The sequence below is a fragment of the Rhizobium sp. CF080 genome (assembly GCF_000282095.2).
Taxonomy (GTDB): domain Bacteria; phylum Pseudomonadota; class Alphaproteobacteria; order Rhizobiales; family Rhizobiaceae; genus Neorhizobium.
Genome location: NZ_AKKC02000004.1, coordinates 842,748 through 856,477, shown reverse-complemented (window position 1 = coordinate 856,477; position 13,730 = coordinate 842,748). Strand labels below are relative to the sequence as shown.

At 61.5% G+C, this 13,730-nt stretch carries 15 protein-coding genes; 11 read left to right on the top strand and 4 right to left on the bottom strand.

All coding sequences use genetic code 11. The features are described from left to right. The 11 genes from PMI07_RS11120 (at nucleotide 1) to PMI07_RS11070 (ending at nucleotide 9,954) form a co-directional block, all read left to right on the top strand. Entirely contained in the window at nucleotides 1–765 is a 765-nt protein-coding gene (locus PMI07_RS11120) for an ABC transporter permease (protein WP_007770170.1), read from the top strand. Then, complete coding sequence (locus PMI07_RS11115; RefSeq protein WP_007770172.1) at nucleotides 747–1,559, top strand: ABC transporter permease; 813 nt, start codon at nucleotides 747–749, stop codon at nucleotides 1,557–1,559. The genes PMI07_RS11120 and PMI07_RS11115 overlap by 19 nt, the downstream gene beginning before the upstream one ends. Further along, nucleotides 1,556–3,040 (top strand): aldehyde dehydrogenase family protein, encoded by a 1,485-nt coding sequence (locus PMI07_RS11110; protein WP_007770174.1) that lies wholly within the window; start codon nucleotides 1,556–1,558, stop codon nucleotides 3,038–3,040. The genes PMI07_RS11115 and PMI07_RS11110 overlap by 4 nt, the downstream gene beginning before the upstream one ends. 7 nt (nucleotides 3,041–3,047) lie before the next feature. Continuing rightward, nucleotides 3,048–3,770 (top strand): class II aldolase/adducin family protein, encoded by a 723-nt coding sequence (locus PMI07_RS11105; protein ID WP_007770176.1) that lies wholly within the window; start codon nucleotides 3,048–3,050, stop codon nucleotides 3,768–3,770. 230 nt (nucleotides 3,771–4,000) lie between these two features. Then, entirely contained in the window at nucleotides 4,001–4,579 is a 579-nt protein-coding gene (locus tag PMI07_RS11100) for a hypothetical protein (RefSeq protein ID WP_007770178.1), read from the top strand. A gap of 389 nt (nucleotides 4,580–4,968) precedes the next feature. Further along, nucleotides 4,969–5,358 (top strand): cytochrome c family protein, encoded by a 390-nt coding sequence (locus PMI07_RS11095; RefSeq protein ID WP_007770179.1) that lies wholly within the window; start codon nucleotides 4,969–4,971, stop codon nucleotides 5,356–5,358. Nucleotides 5,359–5,488: 130 nt separating this feature from the next. Beyond that, the gene (locus PMI07_RS11090) at nucleotides 5,489–6,307 is read left to right on the top strand and encodes a cytochrome c oxidase subunit II (protein ID WP_007770181.1); all 819 of its coding nucleotides are present in this window, start codon (nucleotides 5,489–5,491) and stop codon (nucleotides 6,305–6,307) included. Between the two features lie 26 nt (nucleotides 6,308–6,333). After that, nucleotides 6,334–8,112 carry a cytochrome c oxidase subunit I gene (gene ctaD, locus PMI07_RS11085; protein ID WP_007770182.1) on the top strand — a complete coding sequence of 593 codons (1,779 nt, stop codon included), beginning with the start codon at nucleotides 6,334–6,336 and terminating at the stop codon, nucleotides 8,110–8,112. Next, nucleotides 8,109–8,828: a cytochrome c oxidase subunit 3 gene (locus PMI07_RS11080; protein WP_007770183.1), complete on the top strand. Its 720-nt coding sequence runs from the start codon at nucleotides 8,109–8,111 to the stop codon at nucleotides 8,826–8,828. The genes ctaD and PMI07_RS11080 overlap by 4 nt, the downstream gene beginning before the upstream one ends. 36 nt (nucleotides 8,829–8,864) lie before the next feature. Further along, a complete protein-coding gene (locus PMI07_RS11075; protein ID WP_007770184.1) occupies nucleotides 8,865–9,584 on the top strand; it encodes a heme-copper oxidase subunit III family protein in 720 nt (239 codons plus the stop codon). Nucleotides 9,585–9,591: 7 nt separating this feature from the next. Continuing rightward, a complete protein-coding gene (locus PMI07_RS11070) occupies nucleotides 9,592–9,954 on the top strand; it encodes a cytochrome C oxidase subunit IV family protein (protein WP_007770185.1) in 363 nt (120 codons plus the stop codon). A gap of 28 nt (nucleotides 9,955–9,982) precedes the next feature. Here PMI07_RS11070 and PMI07_RS11065 read toward each other — a convergent pair whose 3' ends face one another. The 4 genes from PMI07_RS11065 to PMI07_RS11050 form a co-directional block, all read right to left on the bottom strand. After that, nucleotides 9,983–10,807, bottom strand: a complete 825-nt coding sequence (locus PMI07_RS11065) for a DUF2189 domain-containing protein (protein ID WP_007770186.1) — start codon at nucleotides 10,805–10,807, stop codon at nucleotides 9,983–9,985. A 278-nt stretch (nucleotides 10,808–11,085) separates the two neighbouring features. After that, nucleotides 11,086–11,949: a creatininase family protein gene (locus PMI07_RS11060; RefSeq protein WP_007770187.1), complete on the bottom strand. Its 864-nt coding sequence runs from the start codon at nucleotides 11,947–11,949 to the stop codon at nucleotides 11,086–11,088. A gap of 62 nt (nucleotides 11,950–12,011) precedes the next feature. Then, on the bottom strand, nucleotides 12,012–12,392 hold the full coding sequence (locus PMI07_RS11055; protein WP_007770189.1) for an ectoine synthase: 381 nt from the start codon (nucleotides 12,390–12,392) through the stop codon (nucleotides 12,012–12,014). 35 nt (nucleotides 12,393–12,427) lie between these two features. Next, nucleotides 12,428–13,717: an FAD-dependent oxidoreductase gene (locus tag PMI07_RS11050; RefSeq protein ID WP_024163736.1), complete on the bottom strand. Its 1,290-nt coding sequence runs from the start codon at nucleotides 13,715–13,717 to the stop codon at nucleotides 12,428–12,430. Between the last annotated feature and the right edge of the window lie 13 nt (nucleotides 13,718–13,730).

The window sequence follows — 13,730 nt, the reverse complement described above, 5'->3', positions numbered from 1 at the left end:
ATGGCGTCGCTTCTCAGATCCGACCGTTTCCTCCCCGCGGCAACCGGCATCGCCTCCCTGGCGGCGGCGGTTGCCATCGTGGAGCTTCTGCTTCGGGCGGAAATCCTCAATCCGCATATCATGCCCTACCCGTCCGACGTCTTCGCGGCGATCCCGAGGATCATCCGCGAGGAGGCCGTGTTCCAGCGCTTCCTGGTCACCGCCGGAGAGACGCTGGCTTCGCTGGTACTGATCGTCGCGATCGGCGTGCCGCTCGGCGTGCTGCTGCAGCGCAATCCCCTCGTCCGCAAGGCGACGGAAAGCTGGTTCAGCGCGCTTGCCGCAGCACCCATCGTGCTCGCCTACCCGCTTTTCCTGGTGCTCTTTGGCCGTAATGCCAGCGCCATCGTGGCGCTTGCGGTCATCGGCAGCATTCCGCCGGTGGTGCTGAAGACGGTCGATGGCCTTGCCGCGACGCGCAAGGTGCTCATCAATGTCGGGCGTGCCTACAGCATGACGCGCCGCCAGATCTTCTGGCGGATCATGGTGCCCTCGGCAATCCCCAGCATCTTTGTCGGCATCCGGCTCGGCCTGATCTTCGCATTGGTGAAGATCGTCGGCGTGGAGTTCCTGATCAATTTCGGCGGGCTTGGCCAGCTGATCAACGAGCTTGCCGAACGTTACGATCTCGCCGGCACCTATGCCGCGATCATCTTCGTGATCGCCGTCAGCATGCTTGCCTTCACGCTTACCGAATGGATCGAGAAATGGCTTACGCAAAGATAGGCGTCGAGGCCCGGAGCGGCTTGCTTGCGACCGACAGGGCGAAGGTCATGGCGATCCGCATTGCGATCATTGTCGTGATGCTGGCACTGTGGGAGGGAGCCAGTCATTCCGGGCTGTTCTTCAAGGACGTCATCCCTTCGATCGCGACGCTCGCCGCAGCACTGGTCAGGCTGCTGTCGGGTTCCCCATTCTATGCCAACCTGCTGGTGACCGCAGGCGAGATCGCCGCTGCGATGGCGATCGGCAGCGTTTTCGGCATTGCCGTCGGCCTTCTTCTCGGCGCCAACCCGTTCCTCGCCCGCACCTACGAGCCCTATATCTATTATTTCGGGCCGACGCCGAAGATCATCTTCTTCTCGGTGCTGATCATGCTCTATGGCGTCGGGCCGGGATCGAAGATCGCCATGGGCGCCATTTCCTGCTTCTTCCCGATTGCCCTTTCGACTCTTGCCGGCATGCGCGAGATCAATCCGGTGCTGATCCGCGTCGGGAAAAGCTTTTCGGCACGTCCCAGGCACATGGTGTTCAAGATTCTGATGCCGGCCATGCGCGTGCCGATGATCACCGGCATTCGCCTTGGCCTCGGCGTGGCGATCATCGGGACGCTGCTCGCCGAGACCAAGCTCTCCAACAAGGGCCTCGGCTACATGGTGATCCAGTCCTACAACCGCTTCGACATGCCGACCATGTACGCGCTGATCATCGTCGTCGTTTCCATCGCCGTCCTGCTCAATGTTCTGATCGAGCGGTGGAGCCGGTCGAACAGCTCCGACAATCTGGGATCGCTTGCATGAATGATATCGCTTCGCTCCCGCTCAAGGGCATCTTCTATAACGGGACATGGCAAAGCTCGCCGGACGCCCGGAGCGTCGCGGTTATCAGCCCGGCGACCGGCGAAAAGATCGCCGAAATCCTGCATGCCGGCCCTCAATCGGTCGATGCCGCGGTCGCCGCGGCCAAGACGGCCTTCCGCGGCTGGAGCCGGACACCGCTTCTGGAGCGGGGCCAGTATCTGAAAAGGATCGCCCAGGCCCTGCGCGACCATGCCGACGAACTGGCGTTGATCGAAGCGGAAGACGGCGGCAATCCGCTGCGGCTCGTCCGGCAGGACGTCTTTTCTGCCGCCGCGCAGGTCGATTATTTCGCCGGCCTCGTGACCGAGATCAAAGGCCACAGCATCCCTCGCGATCCGGGCTCGCTGAACTACACGATCCGCGAACCCTGGGGCGTCGTGGCCCGCATCATCCCGTTCAACCACCCCATCCTCTTCTGCGCCTCGAAATCCGCCGCACCGCTGGCGGCAGGCAATACCGTCGTGGTCAAGCCACCGGAACAGGCCCCCCTCTCCGCCTTGCGCTTTGCCGAGATCATCGCCGACATCCTGCCGCCCGGCGTCCTCAACATCGTCGCCGGCGGATCGGAGGCAGGGGCACGGCTCACAAGCCACCCGGACATCGCCAGGATCGCGCTCACCGGCAGCGTGCAGACCGGAAGAGCCGTGCTGCGCGCCGCCGCCGAGCGCATCCGGCCCGTCCAGCTGGAACTCGGCGGCAAGAACGCCCTGATCGCCTTCGACGACGCCGATCCGGCCGCGGTCGCCTCTGCCATGGTCGGTGGCATGAATTTCACCTGGGCCGGGCAGTCCTGCGGCTCCACCAGCCGCGCCTTCATCCATGAGACGATTTACGAGGACGTGCTGGAGCACCTGAAACGCAAGGTCGCCGATGTGCGTCCCGGCCTGCCGACCAAGCCGGAGACGGTGATGGGCTCGCTGATCGACCGGCGCCAATACGACCGGGTGATGAATTATATCGAGATCGCCCACCGCGAAGGCGCAAGGCTGATCGCCGGCGGCAAGCACCCGGACGATCCGCTGCTGAAGGACGGATGCTTCATCGAACCGACGATCTTCGCCGATGTCGACCTGTCGATGACGATCGCCCGCGAAGAGATTTTCGGACCCATCCTATCGGTCTTCCGGTGGAACGACGAGCAGCAGCTCGTTTCGGATGTCAATTCGGTCGAATACGGCCTCACCTGCTCGATCTGGACCAACGATCTGCACCGGGCACACCGGATGATTTCCGCCGTAGAGGCAGGCTTCGTCTGGGTCAACGAAACGACCAGACATTTCATCGGCGCGCCGTTCGGCGGGTACAAGCAGTCCGGGCTCGGCCGAGAGGAGAGCATAGACGAACTGCTCGACTACACGCAGATCAAGCATGTCCACATCAAGTTTCATCCCGCACCCCAATCGGAAATGCCAGCAGCGTGAGTATGACATGTCCCTGAGCGAACTTATCGACGATATCGTCACCGCAAACCACATCCTGGCCAACGAAGGCGTCGTCGATGCCTTCGGGCATATCAGCGCACGGCATCCGGATGATCCGAACGCCTATCTCCTGTCCCGGGCGCGCGCGCCCGAGTTGATCACGGCAGAGGATATCATGACGTTTGCACTGGACGGCACGCCTTTGAACGGCGACACGCGCAAGCCCTATCTCGAACGCTTCATCCACGGCAGCATCTACAAGGCAAGGCCGGACGTGCAGGCCGTGGTGCACAGCCACAGCCGCTCGGTGGTACCGTTCAGCATTACGAAAATGCGCCTGAGGCCGGTCGTCCACAGCTGCGCCTGCATCGGCCACGAGGTTCGCGTGTGGGACGCGCAATCCGCATTCGGCGATACCAATCTCCTGGTTTCCAACGTCGCGATGGGAGATGACCTGGCGACAATCCTGGCGAAGGATCGGGCGGTGCTGATGCGCGGCCACGGATCGACGGTCGTCGGGACGTCGGTGCACGGCGTCGTCTACAATGCCGTCTATCTGGAGGCCAATGCCGATCTTCAGATGAAGGCCATCGGGCTTGGCGAGGTGACTTATCTGACGGCCGGTGAGATCGACACGATCAATTCGCGATTGGAAAATGCTCTTCCGGGTGAGGGTTATGGGCGCGCGTGGGACTACTGGAAAAAGAGGGCGGAAGACGCGAGGCAATAGGTGCCGATCCTCGGCCTTGATCGCCGGTCGGTCGTGAACCCCAAGGTAGACAATGTGGCTCAGCGGATACGATCGCAATTACAAGGTCCGACTCTCCAAGCCGGAGCAGTGGGCAGCACTTGCAACATTTTAAAATCAATAGCCGCAGTCCAGCCATGTTTCAGGGCGGAATCCGTCACGTTTGAATGGAAGCTATGCTCCGCGCTAAACGAGACAACGAGGATCACACCATGTCGCGTGCCGTCAAAACTGTGCTTTTCGAGACCTCCCGCCTTCCGGAGAAGGCCACCACAGTCGTCGCTGTTATCGGAATCGGTCTGACCGCGGTCTGGTGGTCCGGTCGAAACGAGATCGAAAGCAATCGCCCGGTTCCTCCGCCTGTCGTGGTGCAGACGAGGCAGGCTGTCCCGATCAGGCCAGAGAAGGACGATATCCTGGCAATCCTTCCGCAGGCCCCGCAACCTAAAGCCCAAGCCAGGGTCGCCGCGGCGGCGGTGCCTGTCCCGACCATCCTCCGAAAAGAGGCGCATGACGTAAAGCGGCCGCCTGTTACACGTTACGACAGGTGCCGACCGGCCTGTGAGTCACGCGATCCGTTGGTTTTATCCAATCTGGTCCCTCCCAAAGGAGTTACGTCGTTCGCTGATAACTATGACGACGGCGGCGCTGTGGTGGTGGAACGGTCAAGCGTCGCAGAGGCGGCCCTTGAACGCGGTGGCAGGCTTCTCTCGGGCGCGACGAATGTTTCGAGGCGGGCTCTCGGGGTGGGGAGATCTGCGGTGGTGGCTATCGTGGACGTGATCAGGTGACAGCCGCCGTTCGGATCGGCAGTTCGCTAAAACGCTTTCCCGTGGCACGGAAGACCGCCTTCCCGATTGCCGCCGATGCGCGCACCCTCGCGACTTCACCCAGCCCCTTCAGCCCGATCGAATTGGCCAATGGATCGGGTTTACCGACAAATCCAACATCAATCTCGCCATGCCAGGTATCGTCGATGCATCAACGCACGAATGAGGTTTTGACGCCGCGGTTCGCGCCGCGGCATCTGGAGATCGAAATATGATCGGCGAACCGCTGGTGACGCCGGTTGACTTGCCAACCCGGAGGACTACTCTTTTAGTGATCGCAAACATATCCGCACGCGGATGGCGGTGGATGATGGGGCGATTGGGCAACCTTGAGGAGGATGAGGTTTGCCATGACCTATCGTGTTGTTCTGTTGATCGGCGCGTCCATCGTCGCCGTTTCGTCGTTTGATGCCCGAGCTCAGGAAGGTGACGCGACGGCGGGCGCCACCGTTTTCAAGAAATGCGCCACCTGTCATATCGTCGATTCCGATACGAACAAGGTCGGCCCGTCATTGAACAAGCTGTTCGGCCGAAAGGCCGGAACCCATCCTAATTTCGCCTATTCGACCGGGATGAAAGAGGCCGGAGACGGCGGCCTCGTCTGGGACGAGGCGGCGCTGCGCGACTATCTGCACAATCCAAAAGCGAAGGTGAAGGGCACCAAGATGGCCTTCGTCGGCGTGAAGGACGAGCAGGAGATCACAAATCTCATCGCCTATCTCAAGCAATATTCCCAGTAACCGGCCGAAAGGCCCCCGGCTGGACATGCCTAAATTGCAGTAATTGCCCATCTTTTCCATTCGTGCGATAATAACCCGGTATTTTTGCGGAATGCGGTTTCACGGTCGACCTGCTCAGGGAGGAGCGGAAATGGCTGTTGTGCTGATTCTCGTTTTGATTGTTGTCGGCTCCGTGCTGTTCCATGTGCTGAGCCCGTGGTGGTGGACGCCGATCGCCTCCAACTGGACCTATATCGACAGCACGCTCGTCATCACCTTCTGGATCACCGGCATCGTCTTCGTGGCGGTGGTTTCGTTCATGGCCTATTGCGTCTTTCGCTTCCGGCACAAGCCAGGAAACCAGGCGGCCTACGAGCCTGAAAACCGCAGGCTGGAATGGCTGCTGGCAGGGGGAACGGCGGTCGGCGTCGCGGCAATGCTGGCCCCCGGCCTGGTGGTATGGAACCAGTTCATCACCGTGCCTGACGATGCCGTGCCAGTCGAGGTCGTCAGCCAGCAGTGGCTGTGGAGCTTCCGCCTGCCCGGCGCGGACGGAAAGCTCGGCCGCGCGGAGACGCGCGACGTGAGCCCCGACAATCCGCTCGGCCTGAACAAGAACGACGCAAGCGGCCTCGACGACGTGATCATCGAGGGCGGCGAGCTGCATCTGCCGATCGGCAAGCCGGTGCGTATATTGCTGCGCTCCATCGATGTCCTCCACGATTTCTATGTGCCGGAATTCCGCGCCAAGATGGACATGATACCCGGCATGATCACCTATTTCTGGTTCACGCCGACGCGGACGGGAAGCTTCGAGATTCTCTGCGCCGAACTCTGCGGCGTCGGCCATGGGCAAATGCGCGGGACCGTCATCGTCGAAGAGGATGCGGACTACCAGACCTGGCTCGGCCAGCAGCAGACATTCACCCAGCTTATGGCGTCATCGGGAGAGCCGCCACCGGCAAACTGAACCGACGGGGAAAGGGAAGAGACATCATGGTCGAGATTCCATCCGGCAGCGCAGGCGCCATCCCGTCCGCCGAGGTCGAGGATGTCGAGCTTTATCATCCGAGAAGCTGGTGGACGAAATATGTGTTCAGCCAGGATGCCAAGATAATTGCGGTGCAATATTCGGTCACCGCCATCTCGATCGGCCTTGTGGCGCTGGTACTCTCCTGGCTGATGCGGCTGCAGCTTGCCTTTCCCGGTTATTTCACCTTCATCGATGCCGATCACTATTATCAGTTCATCACCATGCACGGCATGATCATGGTGATCTATCTCCTGACCGCGCTGTTCCTCGGCGGCTTCGGCAACTACCTCATTCCGCTGATGGTCGGCGCGCGAGACATGGTGTTCCCCTATGCCAATATGCTGAGCTACTGGATCTACCTGCTGGCCGTACTGATCCTGGCCGCGGGCTTTTTCGCCCCCGGCGGCCCCACAGGGGCCGGCTGGACGCTCTATCCCCCGCAGGCCGTTCTGTCCGGCACACCGGGCGGCAAGGACTGGGGCATCCTCCTCATGCTCACCTCGCTGATCGTCTTCATCATCGGCTTCACCATGGGGGGCCTGAACTATGTGGTGACCGTGCTGCAGGGACGCGCGCGCGGCATGACGCTGATGCGCATGCCGCTCACCGTCTGGGGCATCTTCACCGCCACCGTGATGGCATTGCTCGCCTTCCCTGCCCTGTTCGTCGCCTGCGTCATGATGCTGTTCGACCGCCTGCTCGGCACCAGTTTCTTCATGCCCGCCATCGTCGAAATGGGCGAACAGCTGCAGCATGGCGGCGGCAGCCCGATCCTGTTCCAGCACCTGTTCTGGTTCTTCGGACATCCGGAGGTCTATATCGTCGCCCTGCCGGCCTTCGGCATCGTCTCGGACCTGATCAGCACACATGCGCGCAAAAACATATTCGGCTATCGCATGATGGTCTGGGCGATCGTCATCATCGGCGCGCTCAGCTTCATCGTCTGGGCGCACCACATGTATGTCAGCGGCATGAACCCGGCCTTCGGTTTCTTCTTCGCCACCACGACGCTGATCATCGCCATCCCGACGGCGATCAAGGTCTACAACTGGGTGCTGACGCTGTGGCGCGGCGACATCCACCTGACGCTGCCGATGCTCTTTGCGCTCGCCTTCATCGTCACCTTCGTCAATGGCGGCCTGACGGGCCTGTTCCTCGGCAATGTCGTCGTCGACGTGCCACTGTCGGATACGATGTTCGTCGTCGCGCATTTCCACATGGTCATGGGGGTAGCACCGATCCTCGTCATCTTCGGGGCGATCTATCACTGGTATCCGAAGGTGACCGGACGCATGCTGAACGAGACGCTCGGCCAGATCCATTTCTGGACCACCTTCCTCGGCACCTATGCGATCTTCTTCCCAATGCATTACCTCGGCCTGCTCGGTGTGCCGCGCCGCTACTTCGAGCTTGGAGAGACGGCCTTCGTTCCGCCTTCGGCCCATACGCTGAACATCTTCATTACCGTCATGGCGCTGATCGTCGGGGCCGGACAGATGGTCTTCCTGTTCAATCTGGTCTGGAGCCTTTTCCGGGGCAAGGAGGCAGGCGGTAATCCATGGCGGGCAACGACGCTGGAATGGCAGACGCCGCAAACGCCACCCGTGCACGGCAACTGGGGCAAGGATTTGCCGGTGGTCTATCGCTGGGCCTATGACTACAGCGTGCCGGGAGCGGCCGAGGACTTCATTCCGCAGACGGTGCCGGCAAGCGGCGGCGTCACACGGGAGGTTCCGGCATGAACGTCACGCTGATCTTCCTTGCCGTCATCGGCGCCATCATCGTCTGGTGGCTGGCCGGACAGCGGCTGACCTCGAAGCCCTGGCTCGAAACCGGGTCCGTGCAGCTGCCGGATCATCACAGCGCCGATCCGCAACAGCCGCCGGTGCCGGCGGTAAAAATCGGCCTCTTCGTGTTTCTCGGCGTGGTCGGCGCGCTCTTCAGCCTTGCCGTCAGCGCCTATTTCATGCGCATGGCGTCAGCGGACTGGTGGGCCACACCCGTTCCCCGGCTGCTCTGGGTCAACACCGCAGCACTGGCCTCAAGCAGTGTCGCGCTGCAATGGGCGAAAAGAGAAGCGGGGCACGGCCGCATGGAAAGCCTGCGGCCGGTGCTTGCTGCCGCATTTGCGCTTGCCGTCTTCTTTCTCGTTGGACAGATCCAGGCATGGCGGGAACTGACGGCGGCCGGCTACGTGCTGGCCGACAATCCCGCCAACAGCTTCTTCTACATGCTCACCGGCCTGCACGGCCTGCATATCCTCGGCGGGCTCACCGTACTCGCCCACACGACGGTCAGGGCATTCGCGAGCGACGTCCAGCCGGACAGGCTGCGCCTCAGCCTCGATCTTTCCGCCATCTATTCGCATTTCATGCTCGCCGTCTGGCTCCTGCTCTTTTCGCTGTTTGCCGGGTGGGCGAATGATTTCGTCGATCTCTGCCGCACATTGCTGACCTAGGGCCGAACCAAGGGAGCCGAACCAGGAGATTTGCAGATGGCACAGACTATCGGGACACATGGCGAGCCAGACCTCAGGCCAGCGGGCCTGCGCGGTGTTGCCGCCGATTTCAGCTCGGATCAGCGCGCCTTCAAGACCGCCTCCTGGGGCAAGGCGATGATGTGGATCTTTCTGCTCAGCGACACATTCGTCTTCGGATGTTTCCTGATCGCCTACATGACCGCACGCATGTCGACGCCGGTCGCCTGGCCCAATCCGAGCGAGGTCTTCGCGCTGCATATCGGCGGCCAGGACGTGCCGCTGATCCTGATCGCGATCATGACCTTCGTGCTGATCTCGAGCAGCGGCACCATGGCGATGGCGGTCAATTTCGGCTATCGCCGCGAACGCCACAGGACCGCGATGCTGATGCTGCTGACGGCGCTTCTCGGGGCATGCTTCGTCGGCATGCAGGCCTTCGAATGGACGAAGCTGATCACCGAAGGCGTGCGCCCCTGGGAAAACCCCTGGGGGGCGGCACAGTTCGGATCGACCTTCTTCATGATCACCGGCTTTCACGGCACCCATGTCACGATCGGCGTCATCTTCCTCCTCATCGTCGCCCGCAAGGTCTGGCGGGGCGATTTCGACCAGGAACGGCGCGGCTTCTTCACCAGCCGGAGAGGTCGCTACGAGGCCGTCGAAATCATGGGCCTCTACTGGCACTTCGTCGATCTGGTCTGGGTCTTCATCTTCGCGTTCTTCTATTTGTGGTGAGGTCGTCATGAACGAGACAACGGCACATGCACACATCCAAGCTGGACAGCAGCTCCAAACCGGGCAGCAGCATCCGATCCGGCTCTACCTCTTCGTGTGGGGCATGCTCTTCGTGCTCAGCGCCTTTTCCTACATGGTCGACTATCTCGGCCTGCAGGGCTATCTCAGATGGACGCTGATCCTGCTGTTCATGATGCTGAAGGCCGGGCTGATCGTTGCAGTCTTCATGCACATGGCCTGGGAACGGCTGGCGCTCGTCTACGCCATCCTGCTGCCGCCGCTGCTGGTGCTGGTTTTCGTCGCGCTGATGGTATCGGAGGCCGACTATACGATCTTCACCCGCCTCGCCTTCTTCGGCACAGCGCCCTGACGGGCAGTGCCGAAGCCGGTTTTCCGACCTACCGACCGGTGCCGCTCCCCAAGCCGGATTCCGGTTCAACGACCTTGCGATACAGATGCCAGGTCGCGTGCCCAAGGACGGGGATCACGATAGCCAGACCAGCAAAGAACATCGCAAAGCCGATGGCCAGAAGCACCGCCACGATGAGACCCCAGAGTATGAATTCCACGGGATTGACCGCGAAGGCTTTCATCGAGGTGTAAACCGCTGTCGCCGCACCGGTGTCACGATCAAGAAGCAGCGGAAATGCAATGACTGTTGTGCAAAGCACGGCCAGAGCGAAGAGGAAGCCGAGGGCATTGCCGTAGAGGATCAGCTGCCACCCCCTGCTCGTCGAGAACACCTCGTTGAAGAAAGTCATCAGCGATTCCGGCGGCGCCGGCCCGAACAGGCTGACATAGAGCGACTGCGCCGTCAGAAGCCACAGGATAAAAATCACCGCCAGCATAAGGCCGATGGCAAGGATTGCCGGGACCGCCGGGGAATGCCTGATTTCGAGCGCATGCTGCCAGGAGGTGTCAAGGCCAAGCTCGCGTCGGCGACTGATTTCATAAAGACCAAGCGCCGCTATCGGACCGATCAGGGCAAAGCCCGACATCAGCGGAAACAGCAGCGGCAGCGCATTGGCGCCGGATGTCCAATACGCGAGAACCACCCCGGCCACAGGATAGATCAGGCATAGAAAGACGTAGTGCGACGGCTTGGTCCAGAAATCATCCAAACCCTGACGCAGCGAGGTGAAGACATCGGCCACATTGATGCGCCGCACATTGGGATAGGCAGCCTTCCTGTTGCCTCCCGCGATCACGTGAAAATGCGCCATAACAATTCCTCTCCATTTTTGTCACAGACAACAACGATCACAACGGATATCCGCGTGAAGAACGGCACCATCGGACCGAACCTGCACGTATGGAGATTATACGCCCACGGTCGAAACTTGACCAGCGGCCTACGCTACGGCGCAGAAATACTGCGCATCCAGGTATTGTCACATACACCATGTGTCAGTGAGTGGCGCTTGGAATTTCCCCTTCCCAGCGCGCAGCGCCGGGATAACGATATGCCGGCGACAACGACGAGCCGAAGTATGCGCCATGTTCAAGGCGTCAACCTTGGCTTGGCCTGATCGCGAGAGATCCCGAGCCGCAAAGGGGTACGGGCGAATGCCTCGAGAAAAGCCGCGAGACCCGCAACCGTCGCTTCGAGGATCAGCGCTCCGGTTTCGGCTGTCGCACTTGCCGGATCTCCGAAATAACCGCAATCATCGGCCTGGAAAATCGGCGGCCAGCCGGCGCCAAACGTCGTTATCGGATCGTCCTCATGACCTGGCGCGATCCAGGGCTGCACCAGCCGCGCCGGAAGTCCCTCGATCCCCGACCTGACCCGCTCCTGCGCTTCGGGAGAGGTCAACGCCATCGTCAGCGCAGCCTCCTGTTCGCAGGCATGACCGGTGCGGTGCAGACCACCCTTCAAAAATGGGAGCCAGTCCTTTTCGCCCGGCGCGAAATAATCGACCATGCCGACCGCATATCCGTCGGTCACCATCTGGGCGCAAAGCGAGCGCAACGGAGCCGAGTTGCCTCCGTGGCCGTTGACGAACACCACGCGGGGAAATCCGGAATCGAGAATGGATCGCGCGGTATCGGCGAGCAGGGCAAGATAGGTTTCCAGCCGCAGGCTGATCGTGCCGGGATGGCTCAGGTGGTGCGGTGAAAAGCCTACGGGGACGGCGGGAGCCACGACAATCTCCAAGCCGGTAACACGATTGGCCGCCAGTTCGGCGACGGCTGAAGCCAGCAGCGTATCGGTCTCGACGGGAAGAAAGTCCCCATGCTGCTCGATCGCCCCGGTCGGCACGATGACCAGAGCGCCGGCATCCCGCTTGGCCGCCAGTTCGGCACGGGTCAATTCGGCCCAGATGAGTGAAGACGGCGCAAAATGCCGGGGCGCAATGTTTGTCATGTCCGGTACCTTTCTGGCTGGAACGACGGGCGGCGGCTTCGCGTCACCGCCCGCACCCGCAATTACATGTCGCCAGCCTCTTTCGACGGGTTGGCGCAGACCGCAATGACGAGCCCGGCCTCGCCGATGATATGGCGGTAGCGGTAGTTCCTGGGCAGATACATCGCATCGCCCGGCTTGAAGATGTGCTCCTCGCCGGTTTCCTCGACGATCTGTTTCGACCAGCCATGCAGGCAATAGAGGATCACTTCATGCACCCCGTCGCCTTCAACCATCGTATCGAAGTGCGGCATGTAGGTGGTGATATGAAAGGAGATCGACGAGCCGTGAAGCTTCTTGGTGACCAGCCGATGGCTGAATTCCTGCCCCTGGTGTACCCAGGTCAGCGCGACCTCTTCCTGACGCGACCACTTGATCTTGCCGCCAACGGTCTCTTCGCTCATGTCATGGCTCCTTGTTTACAGAAATTGATGCGATTCTATCGGAACCGCGCCTCGAAAGCGTCGCGCACTTCCCAGACCGGAAGAATGAGATGCGGTCCAAGTCCGGAGATGCGGCTGAAGGGGATCGGGCGTGGCGCTGTCAGCGGCAGCGTCAGATCGGCGTCCGCGATCCTTCCGGCCAGCCAAGGACCGATTTCGCGCCCGAGCGCCGTCGTCAATGCCACGCCGCGGCCGTTGCAGCCGATCACCGCATCGAGACCGGGCTTCAGCCGCATCATTCGCGGCAGGAAGTCCAGAGTCCCTGCAATGACCCCGGTCCACGAATATTCCACCCTGACGTCCGGGAGATCCGGAACTATGCGGCGGAGACGATTTGCAAAAAGCCTGCGGGCCAGTGCCATTCGTCCAGGCAGCGGCGGCACCATACCCCCGGTCACGAGCCGGCCGTCCGGAGACCAGCGCAATGCGAAAGTATGACGGCGCGTATCGGCGACCGGCGCCATGTCCGGCAAAAGTGTCGCGCGCAGAGCCTGCGGCAGTACTTGGGTTGCGATCTGGAAGACACGGGCAGGAATTATCGATGCGCGCAGCTCCGGCAGCAGGTCGCCGATCAGCGCATTGGTGGCCATGAGTACGCGGCGAGCGCGGACTTCTCCGCCCGCGGTCCGGACGCGCCAGCCTTGCTCATCGGCTTCAATGCCCACCACCGGACTGTCCCCGAACAGTCGCACTCCCGCCGATATGGCAGCGCGCGCAAGCCCGTGCGCGTAGGTGAGCGGCGTGATCTGGCCACCGGAGGCCACCCTTATTCCTCCATGCAGTGACGGAAGCCCCGTACGCTTGAGCATGGCATCGCGGTCGAGCCATTCGGCGTCGACGCCGGCGGCCAGCAGCCGTGGCATGCGGCCGTGAAGCACCTCTTCGGCCGCGCGCGAATGCGCGGGCTGCAACCAGCCGTTCTGGACGGCATCACAGTCAATTTCGTGACGCCCGATGAGATCGAATACCGCCCTGCCGGAACCTGCTACCAGTTTCAGCAGGCGCCCGGCATGATCGGCACCAAGCGCCGTCGCCACCTCGGCAGGTCCGAGCGACGTCTTGAGGCTGGGAACCACGAAGCCGGTGTTGCGCCCGGAAGCACCAAAACCCGGCTGATGACTTTCGAGCAGAACCACGTCGAGGCCGGCCTCGGCGGCATGCAGAGCGGAGGAGAGACCCAGGAAGCCCGCTCCCACCACGACCACATCGGCAGTGATCGCTTCGGTCAGTTTCGCGAATATGGGTGCGGATGGCGTGATCGCCTCCCACAATGATCCGGCTTCCATCATCATTTCCTGT